Here is a 21558-nt window from a genome sequence, read left to right as displayed (position 1 = left end):
AAAAATCAAATAATTGTGCCGCTGCCGCCTTTCCTGCACTTAATTAAAAAGAACGGGTAATTCTCCTCGATCTCCGTGATCTCAAACAACCCGGCCTTATCAAACTCTGCATGAATGGATGCCCTGTCATAAAAAAACATTCTAACGCCGCCGAACATTTCATAACGGTCCGGGCCGATCTGCTTCCCCTGCCCGTAAGTTGGCGCATCTTTAGAGATGACAGTAAAAACCATGCAGCCGTTTTCTGCAAGCTGATCATAACAATCACGGATCAGTTTTGCCCTTTCGCCGCTGTCCAGCAAATGGATCAGGGCGTAACAAAATATGCCGTTGTATTTGTTGTTGTCAAAAGGCATATCAGTGACGGAACCGTGATGTATGACCATCCCTGTGCCATAATGTTTCCTTGCCATTTCAATCGCTGTTTTGGATATCTCGATCCCGGTTACGGCCATGCTATTGTCCCGGAAGACCTGCGCATTCCGGCCATAGCCAATGCCGGGGATCAGGACATTCTTCACGGATTCCCGGACAAAAAGATCCTTCGTCACTACTGCAGACTTTGCCGGCTCAAAGCCCCACATCTCCTGCTTTTCGGAAAAAGCTGATTCCCAGAATTCCGGTTTGTCGTTCCTGTCTTCCATGATCTCCTTTTATATTTTTTGCAACGAAGTTACATTTTCTAAAGTTGTTCATAACGGTGAAATTTATTCAACATTACCATTATAAAATTTTTCTTTCTTCACGCAACCTTTTTGAATACGTTGCCGTAATATTTATTATCCCCAAACCATTGCTACTGCTGTTTTTCACAGCATTTCTCCCGCTGCCTATTATGATTTTTTTAATCCATTTATGATTATTAACAATCTAAAATTGTGATTACTATGAAAATCAATTCCACACAGGCTGCCGGCCTTACGCTCCACATCCCCGGCGCATTTGTAGCGGCGCTGTTCGGCGCGCTGTTGTTGTATGGCTGTAAAAAATTTGACGACAGGCCCAACAGGGCAGTAACGTTAGAGCTTGTTGCAGACAATCTTGTTTCTCCCCTTGGCGCCACCGAATCGCCGGATGGCAGCAAACGGCTGTTCATCCTCGACCAGGCCGGCAAGGTCTGGATCGTGGATAAGAACGGCACCAGGCTGGGCACTCCTTTTATTGACGTTACCGGCATGATGGTACCGCTGAATGCCGGCTACGACGAACGCGGGCTGCTGGGCTTCGCTTTTCACCCGGATTACAAACAGAACGGGAAATTCTACATCTACTACAACCGCCCGCGGCGCGAAGGCACCAGTTTCAACAACCTCAGCCGCATCGCGGAATTCAAAGTGTCCGCAAACCCCAACATGGCAGACATGGCGTCTGAACGTGTATTGCTGGACCTCGATGATCCGCAGGGCAATCACAACGGCGGCACGCTGGCATTCGGGCCCGACGGTTACCTTTACATCGCCATTGGCGACGGCGGCGGCGCAAACGACGTAGGGCCGGGCCACGTAATGGACTGGTACCTGCCGAACGCAGGCGGCAACGGGCAGGACATCGACTCCAACCTGTTCGGCAACATTCTGCGGATAGACGTGAACAGCGGCAGCCCTTACAGCATTCCTTCCAGCAATCCCTTCGTGGACAAGCCCGGGAAAGATGAGATATGGGCCTATGGCTTCCGCAACCCCTATCGTTTTTCTTTCGACATGGGCGGCAACCATTGGCTTTATGCCGGGGATGCGGGCCAGGTACTGTATGAAGAAGTCGATGTGGTAACAAAAGGCGGAAACTACGGCTGGAACGTGAAAGAAGGTACCCATTGCTTCAATGCGGCCAACAACAGCGTAGAGCTGCCCGGATGCCCCAATACAGACGTGTTCGGCATGAACCTCATCGACCCGGTGATAGAGGTCAATAACAGTAATAATCCCGCCGGCGGCAGGATGACCACCGTTATTGGCGGGAATGTGTACCGCGGGAATAAGATCCCTGAATTCAGGGGCAAATACCTGTTCGGCAGTTTTTCCCAACCGGGCAATGTACCGAACGCTGAACTGTTCATTTCCAGCCCGCGCAGCGGCGGCGGTTTATGGTCTTACTCCGAAGTAACGCTGAAAGACCGGCCTTCAGACCTTGGGTATTATCTCAAAGGTTTCGGGCAGGATATGGAAGGAGAGGTATATCTCACCGTTTCCAGCATGGCCGGGCCTTCCGGCAATACCGGGAAAGTATTTAAACTCGTGAAGGAAAAAGGCCACGGGCACGATGATGATGACGACAACCGCGGCTATGGCGGAAAAAAATAGATACGCTGCCATACATTGAAGAAAAGGGTCCCGGCTCAACCGGGACTTTTTTTATGCCTTCCCGGGAAAAAAAATTCCTTACTACTACTACCATTGGCGTTTTCGATTGTCTCATAATAGGATAAACTGGTTATCTTTTGTTTAAGCCGTTGCAGGAAAAAGCCCTTCGTTGTGGGAGCGTTCGTCATCGCTTGAAAAATCCGTCATTGCGAGGAGCAGCGCCAGAGCGGGGGCGCGACGAAGCAATCTCCTGCGTTGAATTGAGATACCCAGTGTTTGGAGATTGCTTCGTCGCGCTCCGCACAAATCCCTTCGCTGCTCCTCGCAATGACGGACTTTGGAGCAATGACGGGCTTTGCGCAATGATAACTTTGCCGGATATGGCTTCATCGCTCCGCATGCAACGTCTAAAGATTATTATGATCAATATGAAAAAAATAACCGGCCTTCGCAGATACCTTACAGCATGCATGTTTATGCTGCCTGCCATGGCAGCTCAAGCCCAGAATGCCCAACAGGACCTGAACGTAACGGGCAACTGGATGCAATACACCGATGCACCCAATTCGCTGTACCACCACCTGGCAGCAGAGGCCTTCACTTACCTGGACAAGCGGGCGAAAGAAGTGGCTGCCCTGCATTCGCCCAATGATTGGCAGCAAAGGCAGCAGTGGCTGCGGCGCATCCTGAGAGAAGCGGTGGGCGCCTTCCCGGAAAGAACGCCCTTGAACGCGAAAGTGACCGGCGTGACCAGGAAAGACAACTACCGCGTGGAAAACATTATTTATGAATCTGTGCCGGGATTGTACGTAACAGGCTCCCTGTTCATCCCCGGCGGGTTGAAAAAAGGCGCAAAAGCCCCTGCTGTGGTCTATTGCAGCGGCCACTCCGCCACAGGCTACCGTTCGCCTGCCTACCAGCGGGTGATGCTGAACCTGGTGAAAAAAGGATTCATCGTGTTTGCCTTCGATCCCGTGGGGCAGGGCGAGCGGCTGGAATATTATGACACAACGGCCCGGAAGTCGCGGCACAAGTGGCCGTCGAACGAGCACTCCTATCCCGGCGCGCAGGTATTCATGACCGGTAACACCCTGGCCATGTACATGATCTGGGACGGCATCCGCGCGGTAGACTTCCTGCTGAGCCGCAAAGAAACAGACCCTGAGCGTATCGCCATCACGGGCCGCTCGGGCGGTGGCACGCAAAGCGCTTACATCGCGGCTTTCGACGACAGGATCAAAGTCGTGGCCCCGGAAAATTACATCACCAGCTTTACCCGCCTTTTCCAATCAATCGGTCCGCAGGACGCCGAGCAGAATTTTTTCCACGGCATAGCCCGCGGCCTGGATATGAGCGACCTGTTGATGGTGCGCGCTCCCCGGCCCGCATTGATGATCACCACCACGAGAGATATGTTCTCCATCCAGGGCTCCACTGAAGCAGCTGCCGAGGTTTCAGCCCTTTATGCAGCTTACGGGGAAAAGGAGAATTTTATGATGGTGACAGACGATGCACCGCATGCGTCCACCAAAAAGAACCGGGAAGCCCTTTATGCCTTCCTGCAAAAACATCTCCATCAACCCGGCACGCCGCATGACGAAGAAGTGCAGCCGCTGAGCCCGCAGGAGTTGCAGGTAACGCCAACGGGCCAGGTGCATACTTCTATGAAAGGAGAAACTATTTTCAGCCTGAACTTTAAAACCGCGCAAAAAAAACACGAGGCCCTGCTGGCCGCACGGAAACAAATACCCGCCTACCTTCCCGCCCTGCTGGAATCTGCAAAGAAACTTTCCGGCTACCGTGATCCCGGAACGGGTAAAGCACCGGTGTTCACCGGCCGCCTGCAACGGGAAGGTTATATGATAGAGAAATTTTTTCTTGAAGGCGAAGGTAACTACGTGATCCCTTACCTGCTGATGAAGCCCGCTGTTCCCAACAGCAAAGCCATTCTCTGGCTGAACCCTGCCGGCAAAGCAGCAGATGCAGTGGCAGGCGGGGCCATAGAAAAGCTGGTGAAAGAAGGATTTACCGTGCTGGCGCCGGACCTGGTTGGCACCGGCGAAACCGGGCCTGGAAAATTCATCGGCGATTCCTACATCGACAGCATTTCCTATAATCTCTGGTTCGCTTCCATCCAAACCGCCCGGAGCATCACCGGCATCCGCGCGGGCGATGTGGTGCGGCTCACGCGTTTGCTTGGTAAAACCGGCATCAAAGAAATATATGGCATTGCCCTGGATGAGATGTCGCCTGTATTGCTGCATGCCGCGGCTTTCGAAAAAAACATAACACGCGTAGCGCTGCTGCAGCCCTGCACTTCCTGGCATTCCATCGTTTCCGGCCGCATCTTCCAATCGCGTTTCGTGCAGGGCGCGGTGGCAGGCGCCGCGGGCGTGTATGACCTCCCCGATCTCGCGGCCAGTCTTGCGCCGCGCAGATTATTGATAGCAGGGGCGGTAGACGGAAACGGGCAACCGCTGGCCGCCGAAACGCCGGACCAGGAGCTGGTAACAGCAGCCTACCGGGACAATAACAGTCAGCTGAAGACCACACCTGCAGGCAATGTGCAGGATGCGCTGGCCTGGTGGCTGAAAGACTGATGAAGAATAATTAAATCCAACAACTATGACAAAAAAGATATGGTTCCTCTGGCTTTGTTTCACAGCACAGCACGTTATTGCGAAAGACTATCCCATCACCGCATTTGGCGCAAAGCCCGGCGGTATGGTCAATACAACAGCCATCAATAAAGCCGTACAGCAATGCCATGCGGGCGGCGGGGGCCGGGTAATCGTTCCCGCGGGCGTTTTCAGTTCAGGCACGATCGTTATGAAAGACAATGTGGAACTGCACCTGCAAATGGGCGCCGTGCTGCTGGCAAGCGCCAGGCCGGAAGATTTCCCTGCGCAACCGCAGCCCAGATACCGCTCCCAGAAAGATCCCGGCGGCTGGCATGCGCTGATCTACGCCAACGAGGCATCCAACATCGCCATCACCGGCCCCGGCACCATCGACGGGAACGGCGCGAAACACCCAGGCAATCCTAAGAACAAGCTGGGCAGCGATATGGACGGGCGGCCGCGCAATATCCTCTTCATCTCCTGCCGCAACATCAAAGTGGAGCAGGTGACCATGCTCAACGCCGCCATCTGGAACCAGCATTACCTGGACTGTGAAGACGTTGTGGTAGACCGGGTGAACGTATACAATCACGCCAACCGCAACAACGACGGCATTGATATAGACGGCTGCCGGCGGTTCCTTCTTTCCAATTCCGTATTTGACACAGACGACGACGCCATTGTACTGAAGAGCACCGGCGCCGCAGCCTGCGAAAACGTGGTGATCACCAACTGCATCGTTTCCAGCTTCTGCAACGCGATCAAAGCCGGCACCGAATCTACCGGCGGTTTCAGGAATATATCCGTTTCCAACTGCGTGGTGAAACCCAGCCGCAACGCGCATCCTCCTATCTATGGCACCCAGCGCGGCATTGCAGGCCTCTCCCTCGAGATCGTGGATGGCGGAACAATGGAAGGCGTCAGCATCAGCAACATTATGATAGAGGGCACCGACTGCCCGTTATTCGTAAGGCTGGGCAACCGCGCCCGGAAACATACCGCCACGGCAGAAAACCCGCCCGTCGGCACAATGAAGAATATCGTGATCAGCAATATGACAGCATACGGCACCGGGAATTATTCCTCTTCCATTACAGCCATCCCCGGGCATTACGTGGAAAATATTTCCCTATCCAATATCCAGTTCTTCAACAGGGGCGGCCTCCAGCCCGGCAGTTATCTTCGAAACATTGAAGCCGTAAAGGAAGACGAGAAAGGTTACCCGCAGCCCACTGCCTGGAAAGAACTTCCTTCCTCCGGCCTCTTCATCAGGCATGCAAAGAATGTGCAGGTAAACGGCCTCATGCTCGGCTCTTCCGCAGCAGACCCGCGCACGCCGCTGGTAGCGGAAGATGTGGAAGGCTTGCAGGTAGCGCAGGTGGCCAAACTGACCAACTGCACGGCAGACGTTTTCTTCAAAGGGAAAAATGTACGCCTGGCAAAAATAGAAACGCCTCTAGGTTGGGAAAAAGAAGTGATGAAGATAAAATGATTTTTAGATAAGTATCGCTAAGAAGCCCGTCATTGCGAGGAGCAGCGGGGCCAATGCGGGAAGGGCGACGAAGCAATCTCTTCCATTGGATTAGTACATTCTAATGATGGGAGATTGCTTCGTCGCGCCCCGCACACAATGCCCCGCTGCTCCTCGCAATGACGTGTATTTTCGAAACGACGACCTCCCGGAGTTAAATCTATTTCCACAGCGGGTTCTGTTCCATCGCTTTGTTCAGCGACATTTCCAGGCTGGGTATCGGCAACAGGTTATGTTTCTCTGAAACGTTGTTGTATCCGCGTGTGGCGTACCTCAGGTTGGCAGGTGCATTCTGCCCGTGATCCGCGCCCACGGCTTTCATCACAGGTACAAAAATGCCCCAGCGGATAAGATCGTGTTTCCTGAGTGACTCAAAAGCCAGCTCCCTGGCCCTCTCCTGCTGCAATACTTTTTTGAATTCTTCCTGGTTCAAACCCGCCAGGTCCGCTTCGGTGATATTCGTGGCATCAGGCAGCAGCTTGCCGTAACCGCGCCTGCGCACCTGGTTGATGGCGTTGTATGCAGCGGCAGACGGGCCTCCGTTCACTTCATTATCCGCTTCGGCAAACATCAGCAGCACATCGGAATAGCGGATGATGGGAAAGTTGGTCGGGCCGTAGTCGGTGCTTCTCGGAAGCACGGTCTCGTATTTCCTCCGCCATTTCCCGCAGCTCCTGGAATATATATCAGTAGCGGCTTTGGGCACTTCTTCCGTGCCGTTGTTGCTGCGGAAGCTGTAAGGCGCTATGTTCCAGTCGCGGCGCAGGTCACCGGGAGCGAACATCCTGTAGAGGGTGCCGGTGGCGCCAATCCTTTCATAGGCGTAACCCGCCACGTTGTCGCGGTTGAGCGTGGAGGCATAGTTTACGAAGCGGCTGCCCATTTTGAGCGTACTGCTGCTGTTGCCGTAAAATTCTATTTCCCACATCACTTCATTGTTCTGCACATCATACAGGTCCGCTGTTTCGTTGATGAACACCTGTTTGTAATCCGGGTTCAGGCGATGGATGCCGGATTGCATCACGCTGTCCGCCCAGGCACGCGCTTCTTCGTATTTACTGACGTCTTTCAGCGGCTCACCGGCCATTTTCAGGCATACGCGCGCCATTACGCCCATGATGGCGGTTTTGGAAATATGCACGGGCCTGCCGGTTACGGTATAACTATTCACCAGGTCCTTCGCGGTTTGCATATCATTTAATATCTGGCGGAACACTTCAACAGAGGGCGTCCTGGGATTGTCGGTATTCCGGCTGTCTTCCGTAGGGTCCAGCAGCAGCGGTACATCACCCCAGAGGCTCACCAGCTGAAAATACATAAACGCCCGCAGGAAAAGCGCTTCGCCTTTGATCACGTTACGCGCAGCTTCGCTCATCACGGGTTTATTGATATTGGCCAGCAGGTAATTGGCGCGGTTGATGCCTTTGTAAAGATCCCGCCACACAGCGTCCACGTAGGTGTCCGCAGTATTATGATCATAAGCCATGGCATTGGCCGCGGTGGTAGTGCTTTTGTAAAACGCTTCATCGCTGCCGTGCGCCAGGAAAAGGGAAAGATACAGACCGTAAGTAGCATCGAGCGCCAGGGCGTTGTATACGCCTGCCAGGGCTTCGTTCAGCTCCTGCTCGGTGCTGTAGTATTGTTCAGGTGAAGAAAAATCCTGCGGTTTGGTGGCGAGGAACTTTTTACAGGAAGTACCGGCCAGCAGTGTGATCGTAGTGAACAGGACGATTGTCTTTTTCATGTTCCTTCTTTTATAATGTCATGTTAAGGCCAAAGGTGATGGTTCTGGCACGTGGATATACAGAGTAGTCGAAACCGGGTGTGAGCGCGGAGTCGAAGGCAGACACTTCGGGATCGAAACCTTTGTAACGCGTCCAGGTGAGCAGGTTTTGCGCGGAAACATACAGGCGCAGGCTGCTGAGTTTCGCCCTTCTGATGATGTTTACCGGGAAGTTGTAACCAAGCGACATCGTTTTCAGGCGGAGGTACGAACCGTCTTCCACTACGCGGCTGGAATACCCGAAATCAGCCGGGCCCTGGCCGTTGGTGCGGAAATAGGTATTGTTCTGGTTCTCCGGCGTCCAGCGGTCTTTGTAGGTGGCAAACATGTTCTGGTGCATCCTGCCGCCGCCTTCAAAAATGATGCGGTTGGCGTTGAAGATCTCCTGGCCTACGGCGAACTGGAAAAATATATTCAGGTCAAATCCCTTCCAGGAAAAGTTATTGGTGAAACCGCCGGTGTAATCAGGATTGGGATCGCCGATCACGGTGCGGTCATCCGTATTCACCTTGCCATCTCCATTAAGGTCTTTGTATTTGATGAAACCCGGCTGTGTGGTGGCACGGTTGGTATGATAAGTTGCCACGCCGTCTTTCAGCATGTATACACCGGGGCTCGTTTCATTAAAATCGCTGTACTGGTAATTGCCTTCCCAAATGTAGCCGTAGTATTGTGCGATCGGCGCGCCCACTTCAGCGATGTACAGCGGCACTTTGCTGAAATCGAGGTTCCAGAGAAGGATAGACAGCAGCTCCTGCTGCCCTTCCGCCAGCTGCAATACTTTGTTCCTGTTGAATGAAATATTGAAACCCGCATTCCATTTGAATGCCGTCTTATCCAGGATATCCCCGTTCAGCGTAAGTTCCACGCCGGAGTTCTGCACTTCGCCGATGTTCTTGAACGCATTGGTAAAACCGATGGACGTAGGCACTTTTGCATCGAGCAAAAGGTCTGAGGTGACTTTTTTGTAAGCGTCCACTTCCAGTGTGAGGCGTTGGTTGAAGAAGCCAAGGTCGAGACCGATATTGGTCTGGCGCGTGCTTTCCCATTTCAGGCTTTTGGTGCCCAGCTCCGAAAGGATGGCGGCTTTCACCGGCTGGTTGTTGAAGCTGTATGCAGTGGCTGCGGGAAGCGTGACAGCAGAGAGATACGCGAAGTCGGACACGCGGTTGTTGCCCGTTGCGCCGTAACTCACTCTCAGCTTGGCATTGGAAATAAATTCCAGCGGCTTCATGAACGGTTCTTCATTGATCCTCCAGGCTACGGAACCGGAGGGAAAAAAGCTCCATTTGTTGCCGTCGGAGAAGCGGGAAGAGCCGTCTGCACGGAAAGAGGCCGTCAATAAATACTTATCGCGGAAAGTATAATTGACCCTGCCGAGAAAGGAAGCCAGCGCGGAGGAAGAAGCGCCGGAGTTCACCGTTACAGGCGTGCCTTCGCGCAGGCCTGCTATGCCCAGCGCTTCATTGGGCACCATGTTGGCTGCATACCCGCCCAGCGAGCTTTTATTGGTCTGCACCGTAAAACCCGCCACTGCATTGAGCCGGTGGAAACGGTTCAACTCCTTGTTGAAAGTGAGGGTATTCTCGTTCAGGTAACTGCTTCTTTCCACGAAATTCACCGAGCCGCTCACGCCGTAGTTCTTACCGGACTGTGTGAGCGGACTGCCCTGCGCGGTCTTGCTGTTATTGAACGCTTCCGTTTTGATCTTTTCCTTCGTCATGCCGCCGGTAACGCGCAGCGTTACATATTTGCCGAACATGTATTCGGCATAGGCGTTCACCATCGTGATGTCGGAGATCGTTTTCCGGTGCTCGTTCCGTACGGAATACAGGGGGTTGAAGCGCATGTCCGCCAGGCCGTCTACCACATCGTCTATTTCCTCGTCTATCAGCGAAGCGCCGCCTGTTACAGGCCTGTAGCCCCATACGCTGTACATCAGGTTGGTGGAGGCCACCGTTCCCCGGCCTGCGGAAGGCACGGTGCCGAATTTGTCCATGTGGCTGAGGTTCGCATTTACGCCTACTTTGAAGTTGCTGTTGATGGCAGACTCTATGTTCATGCGGCCCTGGAAACGGTCGTAGCCGGTATTGATGATCACGCCGTCCTGGTTCAGGTAAGAACCGGAGATGGAATATTTTGTTGTTTTGGTGCCGCCACTGATGGAAATAAAATGGTTCTGCATGGGCCGTACTTTAAATATCTCATCCTGGAGATCGAGGCCGGGTATATTGCGGTAGTCTTCAATGCTTTTGCCGTTGGCGAGATAAACGGGGTTGGCTTGCGCGCTGTCGCGCTCCACCTGGTATTTTACGAATTCATAAGGGTCCATCAGTTCCATCCTGCGGATGTTCTGCTGGATGCCGTAATAGCCGTTGTACGTGATCACGGGCGGGCCTTCGCGGCCTTTCCGGGTGGTGATCATCACCACGCCATTGGCGCCCCTGGCGCCGTAAATGGCCGTGGCAGAAGCGTCTTTCAGCACTTCTATGCTTACAATTTCCGCGGGGTTGATCGCGTTGTTGTCCGGGTTTTCCATCGGGAAGCCGTCTACCACGTACAGCGGGGAATTGTCCTGCGTAACGGAATTGTTCCCCCTGATCACCACTTTCATGTCCGCGCCCGGCTGCCCGTCTACCGAGCTCACCTGTACGCCCGCCACGCGGCCTGCAAGCGCTTCTTCGAAGGTGCGCACGGGCGCTTTGTGGAATTCAGCCATCTTTACGGATGAAATAGAACCGGTGAGGTCGCGGCGGCGCACTTCACCGTAGCCGGTTACTACCACTTCCCGCATGGATTCCGTAGTGGAGGAAATCCGCACTACGATCTCCGGCCCGTTCACCGCTGCTTCTTTTTTTTCATACCCGATATAGCTCACTACTATTACCGCGCCTTTGGTAGCGGCAATACGGAAGTTGCCGTTCGCATCTGTTACGGCGCGGGCGCCGGAACCTTTTACCGTCACGGAAGCGCCGATCACTTTTTCGCCGGTCTTTTCATCCACCACGGTGCCGGTAATGGTACTGTCTGCCCGCTGCTGCTCCGGCGCTTCTTTTTTCCGGATGATGATCATCCGGTCGTCTATATAAAAGCTGAGCGGCAGCCCGGCGAGGCATTGCTGCATCGCCTGCTGCACGGTTACGTTCTTTACCTGCAGGTCAACTTTGCCGGCTTTGCTGATAAGATCCTTATCATACATAAAATCGTAACCGCTTTGCGTGCGGATGAGTTTCAGTATTTTTTCCAGCGGCGCATTCTTTTCGCTGATGGTGATATTTTGCGCGTAACCCGGACCGGTAGCGGCCTGCAGGGCGACTGAAACCAGCAGTCCCAGTGCAAATTTCATAAACAGCGGAAACTTCAAGGCATGGCGGAGCCGCTTACCTTTTCCGGTAATCTTTTTGAACATTCAATTGCGTTATTTTAGTTGATAAATGCCCCGGCCTATTAATTTACTGCCTTCCGGGGCGCACCTGGTTATATCCTGGCTTACCTGATTACTTTGATCTTCCTTCCTTCCAGCTTAAACTTCACGCCTCCTGTTACTTCCAGCATTTTTAACACTTCGGCAATGCTCCTGCTCCTGGATACTTCGCCGCCAATGCGGAACGGCTTCGGATCATATTCATATACCACATCCACATCGTACCAGCGGGAAATGGTGCGCATAACGGTCTTAAAGTCCTGCCCGTTGAAGATGAATTCCCCGTTCTTCCACGCGGTTTCCATTTCGGTTTCGGCGTTCCTGATGCTGAGCCTGCCGTTGAGCAGCACAGACTGCTGGCCGGGCCTGAGCATGCTGCCGTTCACCCGCACCGCGCCTTCCAGCAGCGTGGTTTTGATATCCGGTTCGTCGTTGTAGGCATTGACATTAAAATGCGTGCCCAATACTTCTACGGTTTGCGCATTGCTAATCACTTTGAAAGGTTTCGCCGCGTCTTTGGCCACTTCAAAATAAGCCTCACCGGTCAGCTCCACGCTGCGCTCCTGCAACCCGGCGAAAGATGCGGGAAACACGAGGGATGAAGCGGCATTGAGCCACACGCGCGTGCCATCGGGCAGGTCTATGCGGTACTGTCCGCCGCGTGGCGTGCTGATGGTGTTGCGTTTCGCCGTTCCGCCGGCATCGCCGTTCTCAGGCTCGTACAACAATTGACCATCTTTCGTTTTGGAGATGCGGATATCTCCCTGCCTGGCCAGCTCTCCATCCGCCGCATCTGTCAGCGATATCTGGTCGCCATTGCCCAGCGTGAGAATGGCCTTGTTGCTGCCCGGCACGATCTGCGGTTGTGCACTCGCAGTTTCTACCGGAGCGGGAGCGGCTTTTTTGTTATTTAAATAGAACATCGCGCCGGCTGAAAGCAGCAACAGCACTGCAGCCGCGGCTGCCACACGGTAAATGGGAAATATTTTCCTCCGTACCGGTTGCGGAAGACCCGCTTTCTGCAGCGTGCCCGCCCAAAGCTCCGCGTTAAGATGCTCGAAGAACCGGCCGTCGTCCAGTTTCTTTTGGGCAGCCTCTGATTCATACCACCGGTCCACCAAAGCCCGCTCTGCATCGCTGGCGGTGCCCTGGATGTATCTCGTCAAAAGTTCTTCTGCCTGTTGTCGGTTCACGGTATTGATATTATGCCCGGAGGGCTGCTTTAATAATAAGACAATCGGAAATGAAGGAGGGAGTATCCCGGGAGAAAAAATTTTTCACCGCATGCAAACGAGCAAAACAATGGCCACTGCCCCCGAGTCTTTCAGGTTGAGCCTGAACTGTTGCAGTGATTTATGCATTTGTTTTTTTACTGTTTTATCGGATATGCCCAGGCGGCCGGCAATTTCTTTGTAGCTGAGGTTTTCCTTCCGGCTCAGTTCGAATATCTCCTTCATCCTTGGCGGCAATGCCTGGATCTCCCGTTCAATGGCCGCTGCCAGGTCTTTTTCGTTCAGCCGCTCGATAGTGGCGGTGCTGCATTCGCTGGCAAAGCTGCCCAGCGCGTCGAGGTAAGCGCTGTGGAACTTGTTTTTGCGGATGAGATTGATAACCTTATGCCTGGCGGATACATACAGGTAACCGGCGAGATTGGAATACTGCTGTTCGCGTTTGATCCATATTTCACTGAAAACTTCCTGGATCACATCCTTTGCTTCTTCCTCGTCCAGCAGCATTTTATAGACGTGCCCGTAAATGATGCGCCAGTATCGTTCATAGACCTGTGCAAAAGCAAGCTGGTCGCCAGCCTTCAGCAAGCCGGCCAGCTCCGCGTCTGATAGTTGGCTGTATGCATGATCCATCATGTGGTTGATAAAACGCTTTAAGGAGACGGTGCGTGTTTACAATATTAAAAAATTGTTTTGGTTCATTTGATATAATTCGGATGGGATGCGCAGGCGGGTGGTATGTTTACTGCTGTTTCTGGATAAATCAATGTCGATGGACGGAGGCCGTCATTATGGGAATCCCGTCATTGCGAGGAGTTGCAAGGAATTCTATGCGACGAAGCAATCTCCCAATACGGGGTGTATCAATTCAACGCAGGAGATTGCTTCGCCGCCCCTCCCGCTTTAGCGCTGCTGCTTCTCGCAATGACGAAATTCACGCTCCCGAAGCTGTTTCCACAACGGCTTTACTGGCTTCCGGCTTCGGTTGCCGGTTATGCTGTTCGTCTCTTACCAGCCATCTCGTCGCTTTGTATTTCGGCAATATATCGTTCAGTTTTCTCTTCAGCCATTTGGAAACGAGCTCAAATACGATAAACCCGATCACGATAGACACCACCCACTCCATCGTGGTGTAAGTATGTTTGTCCACCACCGTTTTGCGGGCGGTAAGGCCCCATAAATTACGGATGCTGCGGGTGGTGAAGAAGTGAGACACCAGGCGCGTGGACGCCATCCCGATCACGAATCCCAAAAAATTCCCAACGTAGTTATTATAAATGTATTCAACGAATTTCCGGATGACCCCGTTCATATAAATTAATTTTAACATACTAATATAAAGCGGATATCCGGATTATTCCAGCATGTTGCATAAAATTCATATTGCGGGCCGGTAAAAAATTTGCAGCCCGGTCAACCTGCCGGCGCTATGAACTCCGGAGGCCAACGGGCTGCCTTCCTTTCAACCACCTGAACCATTCTTTATCTTTCTTTCCCCAGCCACTTCCTGCTGCTGACGATCAGTTTGTTCCGCCGTCTTTTTACAGAAATGGCCTGTTGGTATTGTTCACCGGCATTGCGGCGTTTGCGGTATGCGGTAAATACCTGTGAGGCCGTCAGTATGCCCACTATTTTCGATTTATCGTCTTTCCGCACTACCGGCAAGTATTCCAGCCCGTAGCGGTCCATAAGCTGGATAGCAGTGTCCAGGCTGCTTTCAGGGTATATCCATGTTTTGGCGGGCAGCACCAGCGAAGCAATATTATCCTTATCCTGCGCCTGGTATACCTGTTGCAGGCCAATGATGCCGGCAAAACGGCGGTCGCCGTCTTCTACCACCAGCGGCAGCTGCGGGTTGCCTTCCGCGCGGAGGCGCGCTTTTACCTGCACAATGTTTTCTTCAGGCAACGCGGTGATGAAGTTGAAGGCCATGCCATCCGCCACACGCAGGTGCTGCAGGATATCCGGTTCGTAGGCTTGCGGCGTGCTGATGCCGCGGCGGCGGATCTTCTCCGTCATAATAGAGCCTTTCATCATAAAGAATGACACGAAGTAAGACGCCGTGCAGGCGCCCAGCAAGGGCAGCAGCCCATGCGCCTGCATGGTGGTTTCCAGCGCAAACACAATAGCAGTAAGCAATGCCCTGGCCGCGCCGGCAAACATCGCCGCCATGCCGATCAATGCGCAGGTAGGCAGGTTAATGCCGCTTTGCGGGAAGAAATGCATCACCAGCATGCCTAAACCCAATCCTGCCGCGCCGCCGATCGTAAGCAAGGGCGCCAGCGTACCGCCGGAAGTGCCGCTGCCGAGGGATACGGACCATGAGATAAATTTAAGGAAACACAGTCCCAGTACCAATTGCAGCGAAGCGGAACCCGTAAGCAGCTCCGTGATATTGTTATACCCGACGCCCAGCGTATACGGCGCAAAATAACCGGTAACGCCGATGGCCACCGCGCCGATGGCGGGCCACCACATCCAGTGAACGGGCAGGCGCTCGAAGAGGTCTTCGATCAGGTAAATGCTTTTGGAGATCAGCGCGGAAGCCACGCCAATCACCGCGCCCATGGCTGTGTACCAGATGAGCGCACCGTAAGTGGGGGCCAGTATACCCGGCATGGCAAATACAGGCGCCGTGCCGAACAACAGCAGGTGCATGGCCGCGCCGGTAGCGCAGGCTAGTGCCACGGGTATAATGGAACGGGGAGAAAACTCAAATAACAATAATTCTATCGCCAGCAGCACGGCTGCCACGGGCGTTCCGAAAATGGCAGACATACCTGCCGTTGCGCCCGCCGTCAGCATCACTTTCCGTTCATTTGGCGAAATGCGCATGATCTGCCCGGCAAAGGAACCGAATGCACCGCCGGTGGAAATGATGGGGCCTTCCGCCCCGAACGGGCCGCCGGTGCCAATGGAAATGGCTGCGGACAATGGTTTCAGCAGGGTGATGATGGGTTTGATGCGGCTTTCGTTCGTAAGCACCTGCTCCATGGCTTCGGGTATGCCATGCCCGCGGATGGCCGGGGAGCCGAGCCTGGCCATCAGGCCTACGATCAGCCCGCCAATGACGGGTATGGCCAGCACCCAGATGCCCAGCGCGTTATGGGCGGGACTGGTTTCATGAAAAGAGAATTCGCCGTAAAAGGCCAGGTTGGTGATCAGGCTGATCAGCGCTACCAGCAGCTTTGCAATGAAACCGATGATCACGGCGTTCAGCACAGCCTGTATGCTTAAAAAAAGTACCCTGCGGGAAACGGGCCGCTCCTGCCCGGGTTGTTGCCCTTCATTCAACAGGTCGTCCAGCGAAGGCGCAACCGGTATTTTGCTCATCTTAAATCTGATATTTCCTGCAAATATATTGTCTTGGCAATATTTTACAATGATATTTATTTAAAACATCTAAAATAATATTGCAATAGCAATGAATTATTTGCCCTAATTTAGCGCCCATGAATCATCATCCGCACTGCTTCCTCCACCAGCATTGCCTGCCTGAATGGAAGGCCGCCATCGACGTCAATGCGCAGCTGGTGAGCTTTAAGAAAGGCGCGGTCATTTTCCGCGAGGGCGACCCGGTGGAAGGTTTTTATTTCCTTCACAGCGGGAAAGTGAAAGTGCATAAACAATGGGGCGAGGAAGGGAAAGACCTGATCATCAAATTTGCCGGCGAAGGCAATATGCTGGGGCATCGCGGCCTGGCATCCGATGAGGTGTACCCTGTTTCGGCCACTGCCGTAGAAACGGTGGAAGCGTGTTTTATCACCCCCGAATTCTTCCGGAGCACCATGCTGGTAAATCATGAGCTGGCCTACAGCATGATATTGCTGTATGCGGATGAACTGCAGCAGGCGGAACAGTCCATGCGCGACATGGTGCATATGAATGTAAAAAGCCGCATTGCCAAAAGCCTGCTGAAGCTGGAAGAGATCTTTGGAAAAGATGAAGAAGGATATATCAGCGGCCATCTCAGCCGGCAGGATGTGGCGTCTTTCGCGGGCACCACTTATGAAACCCTTTTTAAAACAATCAACGAATGGGCGGCAGACGGGCTGGTGGCCGCATCCGGCAAACAACTGGCCATCCTCAACAAAAAGAAATTGCGGAATATGGTGCAATAAATGTGTATGCGGCGCGGGGTGGCAGTATTAGAAACGAAATCCGCACCCGCTCAAATTCACAGGTATTATTAAGATCAAAAAATAACACGCTCGTATTAGCCGCCGGAATGCTGAAAGGGATATCTTTACTACCGTTAGCCGTAGGCAAACAATATTCCAAAAACCAAAACAATACCCGATACCGAATCAGTAACCGATCCTAGCATTCCAGAACCGTCTCAGCAAGCTTTTTTATCCACCTAAAACTACCTGCATGAAACATTTCATTCTGGCGGCGGGATTGCTTTTGCTGAGCTCCATCGTGTCCGCACAATTGAAGGTCGGCTCCAATCCCAGCCAGATCAACAGATCTTCCATCCTTGAACTGGAAAGTACCCGCCAGGGCCTTTTACTGCCCAGGATACCCGGCGGCAACCTGGCCCTTGCCCCGCTGAGCACAGCCCCGGACGGGATGATCATTTATGTGCCGGATTCGGCCAGTTTATTTATCCGGAAGAACAGCTTATGGCAACGGATGTCTGCAGACAGTGTGGCCAATGCCGCCAACTGGAATATCCTTGGCAATGCCGGTCTCGATTCCGCCGTCAATTTCCTGGGAAGCACCACCCATCAGCCGGTGATCTTCAGGACCAACAACGCAGAGCGCCTGCGGCTCACCGGCGGCGGCAACATCACCGTTGGCACCAACGTCATTCCCGCAGGCACCAACCAGGTGCAGGTGATGGTGATAGACCAGGCCAGCGGCATGCTCATGCAAAGAACCATGTCTGAAGCGGCATTCAGCAATGCCATCGTTTCGCTCAACGGGCAGCGCGATTCGGTGCAGACTTTCCGTATAGACAGTGCCGTTACGACCGACCTTGCCATTAATTCCGCCGCAGGCGTGCATACCTTCAATGTTCCCACGCAGGACGGCAGCGGGTCGGTTTCCCGGGGTTTCCTGTCGTATGCGGACTGGCTTCGTTTTGATTCCTCCGCACGGTCGCAGATACTGGCAACGGCTTTTTCCAATACAACTTCCGCCACCGGTCTCAGCATCAACGGCGACTCCATCAGGCTGCATGCCGCGGATGCCACCAACCCCGGCGGCGTGTCCGTTTCCACGCAAACCTTCGGCGGGGCCAAGAATTTCAGGGACACGCTGAGCGTTGGCCTTGCGCAGGGCACGGCGGCCAATTCCACCTTCCAGCTCAACGGCTCCATGTCTGCCAACATCACCAAAAAAAGCGCTGACTACTCCGCTACCGAAACCGACAATACCATCCTGGCAGACGCTACCGGCGGTGCTTTCACCATTACCCTGCCGCCGGTGACCAATATCAGCGGGAGGATCTACACCATCAAAAAAGTGGGGACCGGCGGCATCGACAATGCCGTTACCATTACGCCCACGGGCGGCACGATAGATGGCGGGGCGAATTACATCATCTACAACGACTGGACGTTTGTTACGCTTCAAACGGACGGCACCAACTGGTATGTGATCAAAAAATAACGCCTCACCAAACGAATATCCATGAACATACGTCCTCCCGGCCGGATCGTATTGCTGCTGTTTGTGTGCTGGCAACCCGCCCTGCTCCGGGCGCAGCTCAAGCTGGGCGCCAATCCCGCCAGCATCAGCAAATCGTCTATACTGGAACTTGAAAGCAGCAGGCAGGGCCTTTTGCTGCCCCGTGTGCCAGACACTGCCGTGGCTACACTCGCCGCAGCGCCAGACGGTACCATCATTTACTTCACGCCAACCAGCAGCATCCTCGTGCGTAAAGGAGGCGCCTGGCGGCAGATGACGGACGCTTCCACCCCTGTATCTTCAACCGGCTGGCAGCTGAATGGGAATACGATTGCCGCTACCAGCACGCTCGGCCCGGTGAATAATTTCGCGCTGCCTTTTATCACCAATAACCAGGAAAGGATGCGCATTGCCGCCGACGGCCGCGTGGGCATAGGCGTAACGGATCCTGCTAACCCGCTGGTGGTAAAGGACACGCTGGAAATACGGCAGACAAATACCGCTTCGCAGCTCTCTCAGATGCTGTTTACCAATGTAAGCGGTACTGGTGGCGGCGACTTCCGCATTAGTTCCGACGGGCAGGATTTTTACCTGCAGGGCGGCGGAGGCAGGAGGCTGCAAATAGGGAACTATTGGGGGATTTCACTGGGCGGCGACCGCCAATCGCCTACCTTTCCGGCATTTGTAAACGGTACCGGGGGCACCGGCGTATTGGTATACTCAGAGCGCAACGCCAGCGTACCGCTTGCCATACAAGGGCACTCCTCTACCCAATCAGGCAATCTTACCGAATGGAGAGACCAATCAAGCACAGTGATGACCGTGGTAAGCCCCGGTGGCAGCCTGGGCATCGGGAATACGGCGCCTTCCACCAAATTGCATATTACTACCGGCACTGCGGGAGATGGCGGACTGAGGATGGCGAATCTTACCTCTTCTTCCACGATCACAACCGGCGTCAATGTTGGCGCGCTGGGAATGGATGCAACCGGGAAGGTCGTAAGAGCGCAGAGACCGGTGATCTATAATGGAGGCGCGGGCGCCAATGGTGCGGCGGGCGGTACGGCAATGGCAGATTCTGTTACAAAAGTCTGGATAGCGGACGTTAGCAATACGGCAACAGGCATTCAGACCATTAATTTCCCCTCAAACGTAACATTTACCAGGATACTCAGTATACAAGTAACGGCAAAGGGAGGCAGCAGTGTAACTACCGCACCTTTTGTTACCATTACGAGTTATACAACATCCTCCATTACCATCCGGGTGCTGGAAAGCCATTCAACGACCGTGGTTATATTGAATACAGCCGTGGAGGGCCTGGCTCCGCATACGGATACGGCAACAAACATCTTTATCCGCGTAGAAGGTTATTAACGAAAGCGTTTTTTTGAAATTCAACACGAACATATCGCTCTTCCTCAAATTGCTCCCGGCACTGATCTTCCTTTGCCCTGCGGCGCAGGCGCAATCAGGCATATTCATCCCGCCGGGGGCGGATATCATGGTCTATAAAGCCGATACCATTTCCATCTTCAGCAATATGGACAACCGGGGGCGCTTTGGCTCATCCGTTGGTTCGGTGGTGCTGTTCTACGGACAATCGTGGAGCAATACAGCAGGAGCATCGTTGCCGGACGAACGGTTCTATCATCCTTCGCAACCCGCCAACGGCGGCACTTTCCGGTTCATACAACCGCAGGACGCCGGCGCCGTTACGCAGTATATTTTCGGCGGGTACAGCGTTTCCGGCAATACAGGCGCCAGCTTCCCCAATCTCAGCATCAGCAACCCCGCAAACGTGCAGCTGGCAGACCTCAGCGACCTCAGCATCCGCCACAACCTGCATTTCGAAAGCGGCCACATTATCCTCAACGGGTGGAACATTTCCGTGGGCGACACTTCCCCGGGCAGCATCACCGGGTATTCGCACCAGCGTTTCATCGTTACCGGCAGCACGCCTTACGGCGGGTATCTTTACCGCAGGCGGGTGAGCGCGGCAAACGGTCAGCTCATTTTCCCGGTTGGTGCAGGCGCAGGCAGCTACACCCCGCTGGCCCTGCATTACAGCGGTACAACAGCGGATGATTTCGCGGCCCGGGTGTTTGACAATGTGTTCTCCAACGCACAGACCGGCGGCCTTCTGCAAAACAGCCGGGTGCTGAAAACCTGGCACCTGCGGCAGGCACGCCCGCAAAGCAGCCGCCAGACGACGGTGTGGCTGCAGCACAATCCGCCCGAACAGGATGCAGGCTTCGCCCAAAACCTGGACAGCAGCTTCGTCACCCGCTTTGTTGCTCCCGCGGGCTGGGATACTGTAAGCCCGGCGGGGTTCACGCGCCCGGGCAACTTCACCACCGGCGCGCCGCTTGCAGAAGCGTTTGTGCATGCCCGTAGCTTCACTGCATCGGGGGATCTTTTCCTTTCACTGCTCACCTATCACAAACTGCCGGTGCCAAGGTTCCAGGTATCGCTGATCTTCGATGCGTTCCGGAAAGACATCCGGTGGGTGCAGACCAACTGGCTCACGCTGCATGAACAGAACGTACAGCATTTTGAGCTGGAACGCCGCCGTGAGCATGAAAACAGCTTCCGCACGGTAGCCGTCATCCCGCCGCAAACGCCTACAGGCAACAGCCAGGTGAACCGGAGCTACCAGTACATGGACGATAATTATTATGACAACTGGAGTTATTACCGGCTGAAGACCATCAGCCGGAACGGCGACAGCGCCTATTCCCCCATCCGCGCCGTGCCGAACTTTTACCAGGTCACCGTTTCGCCGAATCCCAACCGTGGAACATTTACCGTCAGCCTGTTCGGCGTGCGCAACCTGCTCAGGATGGAAATGTATGACATGAGCGGCAGGCCGGTGCACAAGCTGCAGATCGGCGGCACCAACACGCCCGTGTCTGTACCCAACCTGGCGGCAGGCCTTTACATCCTCGTGTTCTATGATACAGACAATAATAATCTTATCGTAGACCGCCAGAAGATAGAGATCATTAAATGACGAAGGGCCGCACGTTTTCACGC

Annotated in this window: 14 protein-coding genes; 7 read left to right on the top strand and 7 right to left on the bottom strand. The window is 53.9% G+C overall.

Annotated elements, in window-relative coordinates; all coding sequences use genetic code 11:
* Positions 1-5 precede the first annotated feature (5 nt).
* Entirely contained in the window at positions 6-644 is a 639-nt protein-coding gene (locus R3I13_RS17735; RefSeq protein ID WP_346319295.1) for a class I SAM-dependent methyltransferase, read from the bottom strand.
* A 243-nt stretch (positions 645-887) separates the two neighbouring features.
* On the opposite strand from R3I13_RS17735, the gene R3I13_RS17730 reads away from it, so the two are divergent.
* The 3 genes from R3I13_RS17730 to R3I13_RS17720 all read left to right on the top strand — a co-directional run bounded on the left by R3I13_RS17730 (position 888) and on the right by R3I13_RS17720 (position 6413).
* Positions 888-2300 (top strand): PQQ-dependent sugar dehydrogenase, encoded by a 1413-nt coding sequence (locus tag R3I13_RS17730; protein ID WP_346319294.1) that lies wholly within the window; start codon positions 888-890, stop codon positions 2298-2300.
* A gap of 488 nt (positions 2301-2788) precedes the next feature.
* Complete coding sequence (locus R3I13_RS17725; RefSeq protein ID WP_346319293.1) at positions 2789-4900, top strand: acetylxylan esterase; 2112 nt, start codon at positions 2789-2791, stop codon at positions 4898-4900.
* A 25-nt stretch (positions 4901-4925) separates the two neighbouring features.
* On the top strand, positions 4926-6413 hold the full coding sequence (locus R3I13_RS17720) for a glycosyl hydrolase family 28 protein (RefSeq protein ID WP_346319292.1): 1488 nt from the start codon (positions 4926-4928) through the stop codon (positions 6411-6413).
* A gap of 199 nt (positions 6414-6612) precedes the next feature.
* Here the strand turns inward: R3I13_RS17720 and R3I13_RS17715 are convergent, their stop codons facing one another.
* The 6 genes from R3I13_RS17715 to R3I13_RS17690 all read right to left on the bottom strand — a co-directional run bounded on the left by R3I13_RS17715 (position 6613) and on the right by R3I13_RS17690 (position 16221).
* Positions 6613-8196 (bottom strand): RagB/SusD family nutrient uptake outer membrane protein, encoded by a 1584-nt coding sequence (locus R3I13_RS17715; RefSeq protein ID WP_346319291.1) that lies wholly within the window; start codon positions 8194-8196, stop codon positions 6613-6615.
* 10 nt (positions 8197-8206) lie between these two features.
* Positions 8207-11581, bottom strand: a complete 3375-nt coding sequence (locus R3I13_RS17710; RefSeq protein WP_346319290.1) for a TonB-dependent receptor — start codon at positions 11579-11581, stop codon at positions 8207-8209.
* Positions 11582-11724: 143 nt separating this feature from the next.
* Complete coding sequence (locus tag R3I13_RS17705) at positions 11725-12852, bottom strand: FecR family protein (RefSeq protein WP_346319289.1); 1128 nt, start codon at positions 12850-12852, stop codon at positions 11725-11727.
* 84 nt (positions 12853-12936) lie between these two features.
* Complete coding sequence (locus R3I13_RS17700) at positions 12937-13524, bottom strand: RNA polymerase sigma-70 factor (RefSeq protein WP_346319288.1); 588 nt, start codon at positions 13522-13524, stop codon at positions 12937-12939.
* Between the two features lie 298 nt (positions 13525-13822).
* Entirely contained in the window at positions 13823-14200 is a 378-nt protein-coding gene (locus R3I13_RS17695; protein ID WP_346319287.1) for a hypothetical protein, read from the bottom strand.
* A 170-nt stretch (positions 14201-14370) separates the two neighbouring features.
* Positions 14371-16221, bottom strand: a complete 1851-nt coding sequence (locus R3I13_RS17690; RefSeq protein WP_346319286.1) for a chloride channel protein — start codon at positions 16219-16221, stop codon at positions 14371-14373.
* 119 nt (positions 16222-16340) lie between these two features.
* On the opposite strand from R3I13_RS17690, the gene R3I13_RS17685 reads away from it, so the two are divergent.
* From R3I13_RS17685 to R3I13_RS17670, 4 genes are all read left to right on the top strand, one after another.
* Positions 16341-17009, top strand: a complete 669-nt coding sequence (locus R3I13_RS17685) for a Crp/Fnr family transcriptional regulator (protein WP_346319285.1) — start codon at positions 16341-16343, stop codon at positions 17007-17009.
* Between the two features lie 253 nt (positions 17010-17262).
* On the top strand, positions 17263-18504 hold the full coding sequence (locus tag R3I13_RS17680; RefSeq protein WP_346319284.1) for a hypothetical protein: 1242 nt from the start codon (positions 17263-17265) through the stop codon (positions 18502-18504).
* Between the two features lie 21 nt (positions 18505-18525).
* On the top strand, positions 18526-19899 hold the full coding sequence (locus R3I13_RS17675) for a hypothetical protein (protein ID WP_346319283.1): 1374 nt from the start codon (positions 18526-18528) through the stop codon (positions 19897-19899).
* A gap of 13 nt (positions 19900-19912) precedes the next feature.
* Entirely contained in the window at positions 19913-21535 is a 1623-nt protein-coding gene (locus R3I13_RS17670) for a T9SS type A sorting domain-containing protein (RefSeq protein WP_346319282.1), read from the top strand.
* Positions 21536-21558: the final 23 nt, after the last annotated feature.

Origin of the sequence: Chitinophaga sp. YIM B06452, from assembly GCF_039655965.1 — a bacterium.
Classification (GTDB): domain Bacteria; phylum Bacteroidota; class Bacteroidia; order Chitinophagales; family Chitinophagaceae; genus Chitinophaga.
Note: the sequence above shows the minus strand (reverse complement) of the source record. Positions and strands in the feature narration are given on the sequence as shown.